This is a genomic window from Vibrio chemaguriensis, assembly GCF_012275705.1.
Lineage (GTDB): Bacteria > Pseudomonadota > Gammaproteobacteria > Enterobacterales > Vibrionaceae > Vibrio > Vibrio diabolicus.
The window spans coordinates 144,965-159,924 of record NZ_SHOE01000003.1 but is presented as its reverse complement, the minus strand read 5'-3'; the positions used below and the strand labels follow the sequence as shown (position 1 = coordinate 159,924).

Annotated in this window: 13 protein-coding genes and 1 pseudogene; 4 read left to right on the top strand and 10 right to left on the bottom strand. The window is 46.3% G+C overall.

The genetic code is table 11. The features are described from left to right. Positions 1-304 precede the first annotated feature (304 nt). The 4 genes and pseudogenes from EX191_RS04760 to EX191_RS04745 all read left to right on the top strand — a co-directional run bounded on the left by EX191_RS04760 (position 305) and on the right by EX191_RS04745 (position 4,383). Positions 305-1,537 carry an L-lactate MFS transporter gene (locus EX191_RS04760; protein ID WP_031780690.1) on the top strand — a complete coding sequence of 411 codons (1,233 nt, stop codon included), beginning with the start codon at positions 305-307 and terminating at the stop codon, positions 1,535-1,537. Between the two features lie 67 nt (positions 1,538-1,604). After that, positions 1,605-3,219: pseudogene (locus tag EX191_RS04755) on the top strand (VRR-NUC domain-containing protein). Between the two features lie 165 nt (positions 3,220-3,384). Next, positions 3,385-4,032, top strand: coding sequence for an AcfA family outer membrane beta-barrel protein (locus tag EX191_RS04750; RefSeq protein WP_193447242.1), 648 nt, complete (start codon positions 3,385-3,387; stop codon positions 4,030-4,032). A 15-nt stretch (positions 4,033-4,047) separates the two neighbouring features. Further along, entirely contained in the window at positions 4,048-4,383 is a 336-nt protein-coding gene (locus EX191_RS04745; RefSeq protein ID WP_104973619.1) for a NirD/YgiW/YdeI family stress tolerance protein, read from the top strand. A gap of 77 nt (positions 4,384-4,460) precedes the next feature. Here EX191_RS04745 and yegS read toward each other — a convergent pair whose 3' ends face one another. The 10 genes from yegS to EX191_RS04695 form a co-directional block, all read right to left on the bottom strand. Beyond that, positions 4,461-5,363, bottom strand: coding sequence for a lipid kinase YegS (gene yegS / locus EX191_RS04740; RefSeq protein ID WP_048624961.1), 903 nt, complete (start codon positions 5,361-5,363; stop codon positions 4,461-4,463). An 8-nt stretch (positions 5,364-5,371) separates the two neighbouring features. Further along, a complete protein-coding gene (locus tag EX191_RS04735; RefSeq protein ID WP_193447241.1) occupies positions 5,372-6,277 on the bottom strand; it encodes a LysR family transcriptional regulator in 906 nt (301 codons plus the stop codon). A gap of 173 nt (positions 6,278-6,450) precedes the next feature. After that, positions 6,451-6,876, bottom strand: a complete 426-nt coding sequence (locus tag EX191_RS04730; RefSeq protein WP_193447240.1) for a bifunctional diaminohydroxyphosphoribosylaminopyrimidine deaminase/5-amino-6-(5-phosphoribosylamino)uracil reductase RibD — start codon at positions 6,874-6,876, stop codon at positions 6,451-6,453. 49 nt (positions 6,877-6,925) lie between these two features. After that, the gene (locus EX191_RS04725; protein WP_193447239.1) at positions 6,926-8,242 is read right to left on the bottom strand and encodes a BatD family protein; all 1,317 of its coding nucleotides are present in this window, start codon (positions 8,240-8,242) and stop codon (positions 6,926-6,928) included. Continuing rightward, entirely contained in the window at positions 8,239-9,969 is a 1,731-nt protein-coding gene (locus EX191_RS04720; RefSeq protein WP_193447238.1) for a vWA domain-containing protein, read from the bottom strand. Before EX191_RS04720 ends, EX191_RS04725 begins: the two co-directional genes overlap by 4 nt. After that, positions 9,962-11,032, bottom strand: a complete 1,071-nt coding sequence (locus EX191_RS04715) for a vWA domain-containing protein (protein ID WP_193447237.1) — start codon at positions 11,030-11,032, stop codon at positions 9,962-9,964. Before EX191_RS04715 ends, EX191_RS04720 begins: the two co-directional genes overlap by 8 nt. Beyond that, positions 11,025-11,603: a DUF4381 domain-containing protein gene (locus EX191_RS04710; RefSeq protein WP_193447236.1), complete on the bottom strand. Its 579-nt coding sequence runs from the start codon at positions 11,601-11,603 to the stop codon at positions 11,025-11,027. The genes EX191_RS04715 and EX191_RS04710 overlap by 8 nt, the downstream gene beginning before the upstream one ends. Next, positions 11,604-12,566 carry a DUF58 domain-containing protein gene (locus EX191_RS04705; RefSeq protein ID WP_193292099.1) on the bottom strand — a complete coding sequence of 321 codons (963 nt, stop codon included), beginning with the start codon at positions 12,564-12,566 and terminating at the stop codon, positions 11,604-11,606. Positions 12,567-12,578: 12 nt separating this feature from the next. Then, complete coding sequence (locus tag EX191_RS04700; protein WP_048624957.1) at positions 12,579-13,562, bottom strand: AAA family ATPase; 984 nt, start codon at positions 13,560-13,562, stop codon at positions 12,579-12,581. A gap of 85 nt (positions 13,563-13,647) precedes the next feature. After that, the gene (locus tag EX191_RS04695) at positions 13,648-14,949 is read right to left on the bottom strand and encodes an anaerobic sulfatase maturase (RefSeq protein ID WP_193447235.1); all 1,302 of its coding nucleotides are present in this window, start codon (positions 14,947-14,949) and stop codon (positions 13,648-13,650) included. Positions 14,950-14,960: the final 11 nt, after the last annotated feature.

Sequence of the window (14,960 nt, the reverse complement as noted above, 5' to 3'; positions counted from 1 at the left end):
GAGCTGTGCACCCAACTGCGCACTGAATTCTCTGTTTTGACTAGTTCCTCGTTCCTCACAACAAAAACCATCACTTTTTGATAACACTCCAACCACATACAAAACCATGAATTCACATCCGCTTTTAATGTTTCAAATTATTTTATCAGTAACGGCAAAAAGAGATTCCAATCACATATTTATTGGTTATAATCCGCGCTCATTGCGTTAATCGTTGAAAAACGCAAACTAATTTTGAGAAAAAACATCTTTAAACCAACCCTCTTTGCGGCATTGCCAACAAGAGGAAAAACTGAGAATAAAAATGAGCAAGATTGATAAAGCTATGCGCATCCTGTTAGCAGGGTTCTGTATCAACCTTTGTCTTGGCATCCTGTATGCTTGGAGTGTATTCAACAAGGCACTGGTAACTGAATCAGGCTGGAGTGCTGCAGAAGCTTCTGCACCTTACGCAACTGCAACCATCACTTTCTCTATCTGTCTTCTTGTTGCAGGTATTCTGCAAGACCGCATGGGTCCGCGTATGATCCTTATCCTAGGTACTGTTCTTACAGGTCTAGGCATGATCGCGTCTGGCTTTGTTGACACTCCACTCATGCTGAACATTACCTTCGGTGTGATCACAGGTGCAGGTATCGGTTTTGGCTACGCATGCCTATCACCTTCTGCGATGAAGTGGTTCCACGCTTCGAAGAAAGGTATGGTTAACGGCATTATTGCGGCAGGTTTTGGTCTAGCGGCTATCTACCTAGCACCAGTAACATCATCATTGATCGACAGCATGGGCATTCAAACGAGCTTTATGGTTCTTGGTGTTGGTATCCTGGCAATTGCAGTTCCTCTTGCAGCAACCATCAATAACCCACCAGCAGACTACACGCCTGCAGAACCGAAAGTAAAAGAAGGTCAAGCACCTAAAGCGGTTAAAAAGTCAGATGATCTAACTTGGAAAGCAATGCTGAAGACGCCACAGTTCTACTCTCTATGGATCATGTACGCATTCGCAGCTTCTGTTGGTCTAATGATCATCGGCAACATCACGACAATCGCAAGCGTTCAAGCAAACTTACCAAACGCGGTTTACCTAGCGTCTATTCTTGCTGTATTTAACTCAGGCGGCCGTGTTGCTGCGGGTATGCTTGCAGATAAAATCGGCGGTGTTCGTACGCTTCTACTTGCGTTCGTCTTACAAGGCGTAAACATGGTGTTGTTCGCAACGTTCGACTCTGAGTTCACTCTGATCATTGGTACTGCGATCGCAGCGGTAGGTTACGGTACACTTCTAGCGGTATTCCCTACTCTAACGGCCGAGTTCTACGGTTTGAAAAACTACGGTACTAACTACGGCGTGCTTTACACTGCATGGGGTATCGGTGGTGCAATCGGCGCAGCAGTTGTTGGCTTCTCTATGACGAACGGCGAAGGCTACACCTTGGCTTACACTATTTCTTCAGCAATGATGGCAGTATGTATCGTACTTGCGTTCATCACTAAGCCACTGTCTGAAGCGAAAGTAGCGCAGCTAAAAAACGCATAATTGCGAATTGATTTGATAGCGAAAAGGCTTAACCTATGGGTTAAGCCTTTTTTGTTATCGGTCGTTTATGGAAAGCCCTATCGAACTTGCACCAGACTACTATCTAGAAAACTTCTTTAAGCTGACTCACCACGCAGTAACCTGGTACAGCGATTTACTGGCTGAGGAAGAACACGCTTGGCTTTGCTCGTTTGATTCCTTGAGCAAACACGCCCAATGCCTGTTGGTGCGTTTATACAGCCGAAAAGGGTGTTGGTTTCGAAGTGATAAGCTGAGTTATCAAGAAATACCTTCTATCAATGAAGCACTGGCAGAATTGAGTCAACATGAGTTTGTGGCCCTTTCCCCAACACTCTCTCATCAAGAGTTAGCGTCTAACTTACTGACGAAACCGGAGATCTCTGCACTTTACCCAGAGCTACCGAAGTCATTAAAGAAAGATGCCCTTGTAGAGCGTTTAAGCAACACGGAATTTGATCGTTTTGAGCAGCTTGAGTTTACGATCATCAAACTCAATTCAGCTCACATGATCGACGTATTACTCACCCTGTTTTTTTGCCAACACTCATCAAGACTTAAGTCAGTTTGTGCTTGATGACTTAGGTCTACATCAGTTCGAGCAATACCAATTGAGTAAAGTGCGCCGTTTCTTTGATTCACGTGAGCAAATAGACCGCTTAATTGAACTGAGCCAACTGGCCAACCTGTACTGGCAATTTGATCGAAAAGACAAAGCGAACCTCGACTTATTAATTGAGGCAATGCCTCATCCAGTTAGTCACCATTACGTAGATCGTAAACGCGAACACATGTTGAATGACATTGCGCGAGACTATGAGCGTATTAATGAGCTAGAGACCGCCCTATCTCTATTTAGCCAAACTCAGCTCGCTCCGAGCCGAGAACGACGTGCACGTATCTATGACAAACTGAACCATGATGATTTATTTAGTGACATTGTCATAGAGATGCTGCAGTCGCCAATTGATGTGTCTGAGCTCGAAGTCGCACAAAAACTTGAGCAACGGTTGAAGCGAAAACAAGGCACGAAAGTACCAAGAGTGGCAAAGCCACTCTGCTCCGAATACCATATTGAACTGGATTTATCTCAACAACGAGTCGAGCTTGCCAGTAAAGCGTATTTTGAGTCCTTAGGCTGGAATGTGTTTTACGCTGAAAATGCGTTGCTCAACTCGCTACTGGGGCTCACATTCTGGGATGCGATTTTTGCTCCTATTGAAGGGTCATTCATTAACGCTTATCAACACCGTCCTTTAGATTTATATCACTCGGATTTTGTTACCAAGCGCCAAGTTTTGATAGACACCGCTTTTGCCGAACTAGAAGCGGGCAACACCCAGACGTTATTGACAAAATACGATGAGAAGTTTGGCATCAGTAATCCATTTGTACATTGGAATTTAATAAGTAAAGAGCTACTCGAAACAGCGCTCAACACTATCCCAACCAATATGCTGATGGCGCTGTTCAAAATACAATTGAGCGACCTTAAGCTTTACCGTAATGGGATGCCGGATCTCATTGCTTTTAAAGAAAATGAGTTCGAGTGGATTGAAGTGAAAGGTCCTGGCGATAAACTCCAGGATAACCAATGGCGTTGGATCAAAGAGTTTATTCGCCTTACTGTCCCGTTTGCGGTGTGTTACGTCGCAGCAACTTAACTTACTCTATATAAAGAGCTTGGTGTTTGTTCACTCAAACCGCCCCTCGGTTATCGCTCCTTGCTCTTTTTTCTAAAAATTTTTTCGTTTCTTCACGATCGCTTCACGCTTCTTCACACAAAATGCGCTTCTACTCACTAAGTTGATTTGAAGAGGCAAAATAAAATGAACAAAACACTTCTTGCGTTACTTGTTACCTGCTCAGTTTCGGTATCTGCGGCTCCTTATGTAGGTCTGGAATATGGACTAGGCACCACTGACCATGATTTGGAACCTCACTTTTCAACTGACAACGTAACACTCAACCCTGAGCTTGAAGACGGTATTTACTCAGGTTTTGTCGGTTACGCGTTCAATGACAACTGGGCGCTAGAGTTGGGCTACAGCCAATTTGACCTTGATGATAATCGTTCAAAGAACCTTGGTATCAAACAAATTGATGGCAAAGATTACCATCATGAAATGGATTGGGATGCGTCAATCAAAGCCAAGCAAGTGTCGTTGGCACCTGTGTTTAACTATACATTAAATGATAAATGGACAACAAAATTCAAAGCGGGTCTAACGTACACGCAATACGACACCAAAGTTTCGAAACATCAAGAATATGAGCTTGTCGCGAATGATGATGTAGAAATGAACAACACGCTTTTCCACAACACAGAGAAAAACAACGAGCTAGGCGCAATGTTCTCAGTGGGTGCGGAATACAGAATTTTCCCGCAGCTCACCATTGGTGCAAACGCAAAATATCAACTAGACAGCTACGCAAACACTGCATCCTTTAACGTAGGCACAACTTACTACTTCTAATTTAAGGAGACGATAATGAAAAAAATGATTTTAGCATCCATGTTTGCCCTACTTTCAAGCTCAGCTTTCGCCGCGTTTAATGGTCCAGAAATAAGCGTAATTAATTCGGTAAAAGAGGCGCACAACGCAACCGACGACAGCGCCGTCATGTTAACCGGGCACATTGTTCAATCTCTTGGTAACGAGACTTACTTGTTCAAAGATGAGACTGGTGAAATCGAAGTGGAAATCGACAATGAAGATTGGATGGGGCTAGACGTTGGTCCAAACGATAAAGTGACGATTCGAGGCGAAGTTGACTCAGAGTGGACCACCACGCAGATTGACGTAGAGACCATTCAAAAGCTTTAATTCGCCTGACACCTCAACACAAACAACACAGCCACATATTGGAGGCTGTGTTGTTTATGAACCGTGAAACTACTCGTTTAGCTGGTCAAGCAAGGGCAATCTTGCGGCAAAACTAATCGTATACTCTTAGGCTGAACATCAAACCGTATTGTTCTCGAATGATATGGCTCACCATCTAAATTAAGCGGTAGTGGATTTGGGAAGTCTATCTCCAACCAGCTTGCTCTTGTGTGTTTTACAAACTCACCTTTCTCGCTAGGATTATTGATCTCTTCGATAACTTTTGGCAGCTCATGAGGTAAGAATGGACGCACCAGTGTTAGATCCATCAAGCCATCATTAATCATCGCTTTCGACGCTAACTCTTGCCCACCTCCAGCTAAGCGACCATTGCAGAAAGCGCCAAGCAACATTTCTCCCTGATAAGCCCCACCTTCAATTGTTATTGTTCCGTCATAAGGTTTAAAGCCGAGCGCTTTTACAACACCGGTTAGTGTATAAGCGCCGCCACCAAGAAAGTTTTTAAGTTCAACAGGCGTTTCTGCCGTAACTTCTGCGCCAAACCCTGCTGTTGCCACGTTAATAAAGTAGCGATCGTTAGCCTTGACACAATCGACCAAAGCAGACTGCCCTTCTACGGCGAGAGATAAAGACGCCTTGATAGAAGCTGGCACTTGAATCGCGGTGGCAAAATCATTTGCGGTACCAAGAGGGATAATGGCTAACTCAGGGCGTTTTTCTTCTTCAATTTGGATAATCGCAGAAGCCGCCTCATTGACGGTCCCATCGCCACCAGCGACAACAATACGTTCAATCCCTTCATCAACCGCTTCTTTCACCAAGCGCGGCATGTCTTGAGATTCCCAAGTCACTCGCACTTGCACATCGACGCCCTTGTCTCTCATTTTCATGATTGCATCTCTTAACTCTGGGTTCCCAGCTTTTTTGCCGTTAAGGATGGCACGTATTGTCTTCTTCATTGCACTTCCTATTGGTTGATGGTTTTCCCTGCTTGTTTAATCTGTGATCGCAACCATTGATGGGCACTGTCGTTTGTCCGACTAGGATGCCATATTGTGCAGAGCTCATAGGTTTGTTCATCAAATGGCATAGATAAAGATTTAACATGATAGGTGTGGTTGAACAATTTGATCATCGACTCGGGCATTAAACCAATATATTCACTACCGCAGATAACAGGTAGCATTTCCAACACGCCAGAAGCTCGATACTTTATCTTTCTTTTGTCCAAGTCGACAATATCATCGGCGTTTAACAAGCTCTTACGACTTTGCCACTGCGAAACCACCACATGTTCTTCTTCAAAAAATTGTTCAGCCGTAATCTGGTTCTTTAAGCGTGGGTGCTCCTCGCTACACACCACCACCAAGCACTCAGTAAGTACAGTTTCAACTTTTAAAACTGTTCTTGCTCTTGGCGCGATATCAATGATCAAGTCGTAACGTTGCAAACGTAGATCGCTTTCAAAATCTTCCGTAAAGAGTGGATGAACCTCTAAAGCAATATGTGGTGCTAACTCACGGATCTGTTTCATGACTTGAGGGAGCAACTCAAAACTTGCAACAGAGACACAAGCAATGGAAAACACTCGATTCGACACTTTAGGGTCAAATTCGCTAGAAGCCGCCAGAGTTGAAGTAAAGTTTTGCACCGAAGTAAGCAGCGCAGGGTAAATATCCATAGCAAAAGAGGTAGGTTCTACCCCCTTGGTACAGCGATGAAATAAAGGTTCGTCATAAATATCACGAAGGCGTGCCAACGCTTTGCTGACTGCGGGCTGCGTGATGCTGAGACGTGCTGCCGCTTTAGATAAGTTCCCCTCTTCATAAATGGCAATAAAAATGGGGATGAGATTAAGATCGGTCGGTTTCATGCTATTAAGTTTTTCGAAAATCACTTTTTCTATTTTAATCTAACAGCATGATAGTTAACGTAGCCAAGTACAAGAAATGGGCGGTACGACCTGTTTTAATGAGTTTTAACTCAATTTTGACGTACTCCACTCACCGCATAAGTGAGTAGCTAACGTGCAAGCCAAAACTTACATTAAGATTTGCCTAAATATGGGGTAAGAAACTCGCTGACTTCCTCGCCGCATAAACCAATTTCTACCTCAATACCGGCTTGTTTTAGAATCTCGATACCTCGACCACTGTTGCGCGGATCTGGATCCAACATGGCTACGACGACTTTGCCAATACCGGATTTTACTAATGTCACCGCGCACGCTGGCGTGCGACCAACAAACGAACACGGTTCGAGCGTAACGTATGCCGTCACCGATTCTAACGAGCCTTGATATGCATTCAGCGCTTCTACTTCCGCGTGGTTGCCACCAATAGCTTGAGTATGACCTTCTGAAACGATTTGATTGTCTTTCACTAACACGCAGCCAACCGGCGGGTTGGGTTGACATTCAGGAAGCGCATTTTTGGACACTTCCAATGCGCGGAGCATAAACTCTTGGCTCATTTGAACTCTATTCTCTAATAAAAACGAGGCGCTATATTAGCGCCCCGTTTTATTCATTGCCATCTCTTCCAATGACTTTGTCCAGTTCTGGTAACGCTCGCGGAATACAGAATTTAAAACGTTGTTGTTTGGTCTGGATCTTGCGCCACATCGACTTCATTAAATGAGCGCTATTTTCACCATTTTGCATTCGCGACGCACTTTTTTGCCACGATTCACTCATATCGGCTTTGGTCATTTCCAGCTCTGTCGTATTTAAACGCAATTGTTTGTACAATACGGTCCTTGCTTCAGACCAACGTTTAGCCTTTAACAAACGGTGGAACGTCAACCATGCTGGTGTGGGTCTGTTGCGGTAGTAACGTTTAATGGCTACCAATGAAACAGTCACAAAGCCTAGCAATACAAGCGTGGAAACAATCCATGCAAAGTACGTTTTGATGAAGGATTTCAACGTGTGCTTCGCGGCAAATGTTTTGCCCTCTAACACCACCGTTTCCACTTGTTGAGTCTTACTGTTCCACCAACGGAACTCATAATCTGGCAGGGTTAATTCACCACCTTGTTGAATCACGTACACGCTCTCTTCCGTGCGTGTTGACTGGTAATCACCACGTGTTTGCGTATCTGTCAGACGGTGCGGTTGAGGATACGCTTGGTAACGGGTTGTTGATTCTCCTTTCAACAAGTCTGGTAGCAACACAGATAGCGAATCTTGAGCTGAGATGGTGATTTTACGCGTGATTGCATCCCCAACTTTGAGTGACTCAGTGGAGGTTTCCCACTCTTGTTTTACGTCTACGTGCGTTGCCGAAAACCAAGGCGTGTCACCGCTTAACAATCCCGATGGCAAGGCGGTTTTGAACTTAATCGGCTGCGTGTAAAGTGTGCCTGACACCTTCTCGCCGTCCGGCGCCGACACCTGAACGCCCACTGCGACAGGTGGAATCACAAAATCACCAGATGCTTGCGGATACAAAGTCACTTCCCAGCGTTGACGCGACCAAGTTTGTCCGCCCTTGCGCTCCGTGAAGTTAGTGGCTAACTGATTACGCTGTTTGGCGATAACATTGGGCATTTCAATACTGGCAATTCGCGTCCCCCCCGTAAACCAGCGCGGCGTTGCCACTTCGATGGTTAAAATGACTTGCTCGTTGACACTAAAACTTGGCGTTTTACGCTTTTCTCCAGCCGTTGGTTGTTGACCAACCCACGCTTGCAACTCAACACCATGATTGCGTTGAAGATCGTAAATATCCTGAGCGAAAACGTGACGACTTACGAACAGACTCAAACAAACCACTAACCATGCCACTATCCGTGCAGGAAGTGTAAAAGAGGTAACGCGATGGGCATTCATCATCATTGAGCAGCCTCCTCTGTATTGTGTTCCGTTGTCGTAGTTGAGCTACCCGTTGTTGGCGAGCGTAATTGAATTTGGAATTTAGCGCGTAAGAAATACTTCGGATCCGCTTCGACTCGCTTTAGCCACTTGTCGGCTAATTCTTGGCTACCTAAAATGTCGTCTGCGCTAAACGTCTCTTTAATCATCAACTCTGCTGACGTTTGTTCATCCGCTCCTTCTGCGGTTTGAGGGTTGTCGCCTAGCTCGGTTGACGCCTCTTGCTCTGTTCCGGCTTGACTTTCACTCATCTGATTTATCTCATCGACGATGCCAGCAATCACTTTCAAGTTGTGCTCAACATCAGGTCTTAACGACTCGTTCAACGTTGGCTTGCTGGCTAAGGATTTTAACAAGTCACGAGCAGCCAAATATTCACGCTGGCGCGCCAATGCGCTCGCCGCATTGTAAAGACCGTAATCTCGAACCTCTTCGGACGGGTCGTTTTGCATTTCCAAAAACGCACTGTGCGCGAGCTCAAACTCGCTAGCGTAGTAGTACGCCGTGCCTTTGCGTAATGGATCGACAAAGTGTTTTGCAGCTTCTAAATACGCTTGTTGGTTGAACAAACGCTGTCCTTGTTGGTCTGGCGTCAGCCACAAATCCCACCACCATTGTGCCACCTTGTCGAAGGTCGTCACTTTTTGCACAACTTGTGGCTGCTCGGCTTTAACAGAAATGTTCTCCGCCATTACACTGGTCGGCATCAACAGTGTACCGCTCACCATTACGATCACGCACCACTGCACTAACCACCCTTTTCTAAACCACAGCATCATGATCAACGCGATTGGGAACAGCAGTTGATAACCCATGTCTTTCCAAGGCATTGAAGATTCGCCATTAAGCTGCATATTGCGCTCAACGTATCGATTCAGTTGTTCGATATCACTGTTATCGACCGTCACTTCCACCAATCGACCGTTGGTCTGGCTGGCCAGTTTTTGCAGAGAATCCAAATCCATCGGGTTGTTACTCACGATGTCTGTATTCCCCGCAGCAAGAATTAACAGTTGATAAGGTTTACCTTCAAAATACGCTTGGTATTGCTTAATCGTGGCCGGGGTCACGCCATCGCTCACCAACAAAACGGTGGAGCCTGGTTGACCTTGCAATTGTTGATCAATTAACGGCAAGGCTTTTTCAGCAAGCTTACCTTGCACGGGCATGATTTCTGGCGTAATGGCCGCCAAGAATGGGTCAAATACTTTGCTGTCTTGAGTCACAGGCATCGCCACATGAGCACTGCCCGCAAACACGACTAAACCCGTTTTTCCGCCTTTTCGCGCAACTAACAAATCGCGTATTTTCTGTTTGGAACGCTCAAGGCGGCTTGGTGGGAGATCTTTTTGCAGCATCGAGTCGCTGTTATCAAGCACCACAAGCAGAGAGGCTTTATCTTCGCCAAAGGGGGAAGATTCACGTTGCCACGTTGGGCCTGCACAAATCACAATGGCAATTAGCACAATCAGCATCAAGAGCTTAAGCGGCAGTTGCTTGCGCCAACCTCGCTCGCCTATCGTCAAAGCATTGCGTAAATGTTCGGGCAGAATATCCTTCCAGCTTGGTTTGCTTTCTTCTCGCCAGCGCAACCACACCAAGAAAAACATGGGGATCAAAGCCATTAACCACAGCGGTCGAATAAAATGAAACTGCGTAAAGAATTGCGTCCAACTAAGAGAATCAAACATCGCTCTCTCCTAATGATGATCGTGTTGTAGCCCTTCTTTTGAGTGTCGCGACGCTGAACGCGAGTAAATGCATGATGACCACTAACGCCATCAAGTAATGGTGAAGGCTTTGTTTTGGGCGGTATATAGTGCTTTCGTAAAGTTGAGGTTCCAGTTTGCCAATTTCGGCGTAGGCAGCCGATAGTTCATCACGGTTGAGAGCTTCAAACGCTTCACCACCGGATTCTTTCGAAATGCGATGAATCGTGTCCATATCCAACGCAGTTTCACCTATCGTTTCCGGATCGCCCATCGCAATGACGTGCACTCTCACGCCTTTGGCTTTCGCAACTTTCGCCGCATCAATCGGTTCGACAAAGCTGCCCGTGTCGTTACCATCGGTTAATACAATCGCGACTTTTTCACGGTTTTGGTCTTGTTCTAAAGCACCACGCGACTTATCGCTTTGCTCAAAAACTTTAATCGCCAAGCCAATCGCATCACCAAGATGGGTACTCTGCCCTGCCATCGCCACATCGGTTTGGATAAGCAGTTCGAGCCACACTTTTTGGTCTGCGGTAAATGGCGTTTGTACAAAAGCGGCATCACCAAAAAGAACCAAGCCTAATCGGTCACCTTTACGAGACTGAACAAACTCCGACAGCACTTCTTTTGCCGCATCAAGACGAGAAATTTTTTCGCCTGTACGTGAGGTGAAATCTGGCTCGGCCATTGAACCCGAAAGATCCACCACCACCATCACATCGCGCCCTAAACTCTCGCGAACTTGAGGCTCGCCTAACACGGTGGGTTTGGCCATCGCACACACCACCAAAAGCCATGAGAGAATTAACGTTGCTCGTTGCCACCAGCTTGGGGTTAACTGGCTTGCACCTTCTGATGGCGTCTCGCCAATCGCTTCCACCAACTGACTAAAAAACGGCACTTTGATCGCCATTTGCTTAGTGCGATATGCAGGCACCAAGTAGTACACCACCAATGGCAGCGGTAAAATCAGAAACCACATTGGGTGAGCAAATTCAAAACCAGACAAACCATTTAGCGATACAAGAAGATCATTCATGTTGACCTCCCTGATTTGCTTTGCGTTTCAATAATGGAGATTTCTTTACCGCGCTTTTTTGAGCATCACAACGGTGTTCACTCACCCAGTTTTTCGCACGAGCAATAAGCGTTACTCGTTCTTCATTGGTTAGCGTAACGCTGGGGTCAACAATACTTTGTAGCCAGCGCTTTGAAAGCTCATCGTTAAAGACCACCGTCGAGTTTGCTTGAGAATCTCCGGTTTGCAGATATAGCGCATCGAGCTTGCGCAAAAAGGCGGTATCAAACAATTTTGCGTTACGGCTATCAACATGAATCAACACAATTTTAAGCACAGAGAACAATGCTTTAGGCATGCCTTTGTCGCTCAGTTTGATTTGCGAAATCGCCAACAGAGCTTCTTGTCGGTAGCGGTTACACCACCACTGTTGAGCCAAACGATACGCGACATACACCAATGCAATGAGCGCAACCGCCGCTAAAATCTTCCAGCCAATAGTTTGCGGATACCAACTCACGCTTGGTGGCACGGCCACATCATGTAGCTCTCTGAGTATGTAAGTACTCGGAGGCGTAGGAAGACCACTCATTTAACGCCCCCCTACCAGTTTTTGAAATTGTTTAATGTGCTCGCCTGTCGTATCGAGTTCGATATGCGGAAGGTGTTTCATCGCCATAAGTTGAGAGAGTGATTGTCGCTGTATGCTAGTTCGAGCTTCAAGCTTTGCGCTCGCGGCTTCTACCTTTGCTTTGCTGTCTAAATTGAGTTGATACTGCCCATCACCAACCACCCATTTCGATTTTGCCAAATCGTCTGGTAGCGCTTGTTCTAATGGGTCACTGACCATCACTGCGAGAACATCGTTGTGCTGTTGTAGCTGTTTAAGGTGATCAAGGTGGTGCTCCTCGCAGTCGCTCCAGTCGCTGATAAAAATCAATGTGGATTGTTTGAGCTTCATGCGTTTAATGAGATCAATCCATTGACTGAACGTCACTTTTTCGGAATTGCGGGAGTCCACATTGAGCGATTGATTGGCTTTAGCGAGACGCTTAAGTTGAGCCAGAAGATCGTTTTGCGAACGCTGCGCCTTGCTGTGAAACAACGCCTGTTGGGATGCGATGACAAAACCGACTCGGTCGCCATCTTTTAACACGCGCCACCCGCACATGGCCGCGATTTCTGCCGCGACGACCGATTTCATTACTTGCGTCGAAGCAAAAAACATTGCGCTGCGCTGGTCGACACACACGATCACGTTGCGATCTTTTTCTTCGGTGTAGCTTCGCACGTGCGGTTTGCCTGTGCGCATCGTGACTTTCCAATCCAGGTTACGAATGTCGTCACCCAGTTGGTAATGACGCAGCTCTTCAAAATTCAATCCACGACCGCGAAACAGCGAATTGTGGCGGCCAGAGAGTACGCTGCCCGCTTTTAGGTGAGGAAGTAAACTGAATGATTCTGCTTGTGCTTGCAGACGTACTAAGCGAGCGTAATCGCAGTACAAACGGGGATCCATCCCCTGTGATTTTGGCGCAAGAGTTGGCTTAGCCATAATGCCTCCCGCTTACCCAATTTCTACACAATCTAGCAGCTCTTGCACGACGCGTTGGTGATCGACCCCGTCTGCTAATGCATCGTAGGTCAAAGAAAAACGGTGGCCCAGTACAGACGGAATCATGGCTCGCACATCGTCAGGAGTGACATGGTCACGTCCTTGCATCCACGCATACGCACGAGCGCATTTGTCTAGTGCGATGGAAGCACGAGGACTAGAGCCAATCTCAATCCATTTTGCTAAGTTTGAATCGGCATAACGCTCTGGCTTACGAGTCGCCATCACTAACGCGACAATGTAGTTTTCCACTAGATCTGACACAACAATATCAGGTAGTTGACGACGTGCTTCTAGCACCACATCTGGCTCGATGTGTTTTGGCGTAATAATTTCGCTGCTGGTTTCCGCACCTAATTCTTCACTGCGTACCAAACGAATGATGTCACGTTCGGCTTCATCTTCTGGATAGTCGACAGTAACCTTCATGATAAAACGGTCCATTTGCGCTTCTGGCAGCGGGTACGTGCCCTCTTGCTCTACTGGGTTTTGCGTTGCAAGCACCATAAATAAGTCTGGCAATACGTGAGTTTTATCGCCTACCGTAATTGTGCCTTCGGCCATGGCTTCAAGCAGTGCCGCTTGTACTTTGGCTGGCGCACGGTTGACCTCATCGGCAAGCACTATGCTGTTAAAAATTGGCCCTGGTTGAAAATGAAGTTGCGGCTTGCCATCCAACTCTTGATAAACCTCGGTTCCCGTCACGTCCGATGGCAAAAGGTCCGGCGTAAACTGGATTCGACCAAAACTGGTGTTTAACAAGTTGGCCAACGATTTTACAGAACGTGTTTTTGCCGTTCCCGGCAAACCTTCTAGAAGAATGTGCCCGTTCGTTAATAACCCGATGACTAAAGCTCGAACCACGTGGCTTTGTCCAATGACGCTTTTTTCTGTTTGTTCGATGAGTTCTTTTATCGCTTGTTGTGCGTGGTTCATAGGGTACCTTTTCAGTGGTTTAAGCCGTCTTTTCAATAGTTAAGTATAAGAACAAATGAAATAACTTAAGGTTATATTCACTATGTTATCTTTGCGGTTCTTCAGATTGGAGAAGCTGTTCAAGACCAACCAACATCGGTAATGCGTAATCAAAGAACATTTTGATTCCCGAACACAGATAGTTTAGTCCAGCCTCGCCATTCGGCGTTTTGATCAAACGGTTTTTCGGACACTCGCCCCAGCAATAAGGCAAGTAGGGACACTGCTTACAATACGTCGGCAAAGATTCGCGTTTTGCCATGCCAAAGGTGTATTGTCGTGTAGAGAATGCCATGTCATTCAATGAGTGTTCATGAATGTTGGCGAGTTTGTATTCTGGGTATACATAGTGGTCGCAACTGAACACGTCGCCATTGTGCTCAATCGCCAAGCCTTTGCCACAAAACTCAGCTGTCACGCAAAGCTGAGACGGTTTCCCCATTACTTGCGCTACCGCGGTTTCAAACAGGTTAACCAGTACACGGCCAAGATCGTTATTCACCCACTCTTCAAAGGTGGTCATTAAGAAGCGTCCCCAGTCTTCAGGATCAACCGACCAATCCGTCACAACAGACATTGGATGACCCGGTTTCGCCAGATCACTGCCTTTGGTTGGGATCATCTGTTCGTTCCAAAACTGCGGTGCGGTTGTTTGGAAGTCGTTCGCTTCAACCACCGGTGCAAACTGAATGTAAGTCACACCCAGTTCTTGGGTTACAAATCGATACACTTCGAGCGGGTATTTCGCATTGTGCCGATTGACCGTCACCAACGCATTGAATTTCACGCCATGCGCTTTGAGCTTATCTACCGCTTTCATCACCAGATCAAACGTCGGCTTACCGCTGCGGGTTTTGCGATATTTGTCGTGCAGCTCTCGTGGCCCATCAATCGACAAGCCAACTAGGAAGTTGTGCTCTTTTAAAAACGCGCACCACTCATCGTTTAGCAAAATGCCGTTGGTCTGAAGGTCGTTTTCAATGCGAACGCCTTTCGGCTGATGTTTCTTTTGCAGAGCTACAACATTGCGGAAATAGTCCAACCCAAGTAGCGTTGGCTCCCCGCCCTGCCATGAGAATACAATTTCTTCGCCATCCTGACTTTCGATGTAGCTTTTCACGAACGCTTCCAATGTTGCGTCGTCCATTTTTGGCTGCTTTTCTTGGTGCAGTAGATTTTCTTTATGCAGATAAAAGCAGTACTGACAATCGATATTGCATTTTGCTCCGCCTGGCTTTGCCATCACATGTAATCGACGATCGTACGCACCCGGAACCGGTGCTTTAGACGCCGTTTTAAGAGGAACAATAGGCATGGTAGTAGAATGGCGAGGGGAAATCTTACTCATACGTTTCTCAC

Coding starts and splice junctions, on each gene's coding strand:
- EX191_RS04760 (WP_031780690.1), top strand. CDS start 305: ATGAGCAAGATTGATAAAGCTATGCGCATCCTGTTAGCAGGGTTCTGT.
- EX191_RS04750 (WP_193447242.1), top strand. CDS start 3,385: ATGAACAAAACACTTCTTGCGTTACTTGTTACCTGCTCAGTTTCGGTA.
- EX191_RS04745 (WP_104973619.1), top strand. CDS start 4,048: ATGAAAAAAATGATTTTAGCATCCATGTTTGCCCTACTTTCAAGCTCA.
- yegS (WP_048624961.1), bottom strand. CDS start 5,363: ATGAAGAAGACAATACGTGCCATCCTTAACGGCAAAAAAGCTGGGAAC.
- EX191_RS04735 (WP_193447241.1), bottom strand. CDS start 6,277: ATGAAACCGACCGATCTTAATCTCATCCCCATTTTTATTGCCATTTAT.
- EX191_RS04730 (WP_193447240.1), bottom strand. CDS start 6,876: ATGAGCCAAGAGTTTATGCTCCGCGCATTGGAAGTGTCCAAAAATGCG.
- EX191_RS04725 (WP_193447239.1), bottom strand. CDS start 8,242: ATGATGATGAATGCCCATCGCGTTACCTCTTTTACACTTCCTGCACGG.
- EX191_RS04720 (WP_193447238.1), bottom strand. CDS start 9,969: ATGTTTGATTCTCTTAGTTGGACGCAATTCTTTACGCAGTTTCATTTT.
- EX191_RS04715 (WP_193447237.1), bottom strand. CDS start 11,032: ATGAATGATCTTCTTGTATCGCTAAATGGTTTGTCTGGTTTTGAATTT.
- EX191_RS04710 (WP_193447236.1), bottom strand. CDS start 11,603: ATGAGTGGTCTTCCTACGCCTCCGAGTACTTACATACTCAGAGAGCTA.
- EX191_RS04705 (WP_193292099.1), bottom strand. CDS start 12,566: ATGGCTAAGCCAACTCTTGCGCCAAAATCACAGGGGATGGATCCCCGT.
- EX191_RS04700 (WP_048624957.1), bottom strand. CDS start 13,562: ATGAACCACGCACAACAAGCGATAAAAGAACTCATCGAACAAACAGAA.
- EX191_RS04695 (WP_193447235.1), bottom strand. CDS start 14,949: ATGAGTAAGATTTCCCCTCGCCATTCTACTACCATGCCTATTGTTCCT.